Genomic DNA, 860 nt, shown 5'->3' on the forward strand with positions numbered 1-860 from the left:
ACGCGGCAGGTGATTGCGCGTGAGCGGTTGGGGGTGTTGGCCAAGATCGGTCAGGGTGGTCAGGGGGTGGTGTATCGGGCGCCTAATGTGAAGACCAAGTTCGCGACGTCGATGGTCTACAAGGAATATAAGGCCGCGATGCGCGCTGGAGTTGATTTCACCGCGCTGGCGGCTATGCCTGCGTTGGTGGAAGATTCGCTGTCCTATGCCGAGGCTGAACGGCTGATCTCCAGTGCGGCCTGGCCCTGTGCTCTTGTCGAAGACGGTGGCGCCTCAACGGGCTTTGTGATGCCGGCCATTCCCGACGAGTTCTTCATCGAGTTGACCACCGTCAAAGGGGTGTCACGGACCACCGCAGAGTTTCAGCACCTGCTCAACCATTCCTCGGTGCTAGCCGCGCGCGGCCTCAACATCACTGACGTTCAACGTTATTCGCTGCTGCGCGAAGTCGCCTCCGCCCTGGCGTTTCTTCACAAGCACGGTGTGTGCGTCGGTGATATCTCACCGAAAAACCTGCTGTTCTCGCTGACGCCGCACGAAGCGGTCTACTTCATCGACTGCGACGCCATGCGGATCAACGCCGTCTCGGCACTACCCCAAATGGAAACCCCGGGATGGGACAGTCCTTCTGGCGAGGAACGGGCCACCATCTACACCGACAGCTACAAACTCGGGCTGCTGGCCCTGCGGCTGCTCGCCGGCGACCACGACACCAAAAACCCCCACCACATCCCCGCCACGGCGACCGACCTGTTGCGCCAGATCATCACCGACACCTTGACCAACCAGCCACACCAACGCCCACTACCCGAAGCCTGGACCTACGTGCTCGGCCACGCCATCGAACACGCCCAACACCC

The 860-nt window shown here is 61.5% G+C and carries 1 protein-coding gene; it reads left to right on the forward strand.

Annotated features, from left to right (window positions below; translation table 11 throughout):
- A partial coding sequence (locus A5707_RS24040; RefSeq protein ID WP_065012744.1) for a hypothetical protein occupies positions 1-860 on the forward strand: 860 nt, incomplete at both ends.

Origin of the sequence: Mycobacterium kyorinense (genome assembly GCF_001672775.1) — a bacterium.
In the GTDB taxonomy this organism is placed as follows: Bacteria; Actinomycetota; Actinomycetes; order Mycobacteriales; family Mycobacteriaceae; genus Mycobacterium; species Mycobacterium kyorinense_A.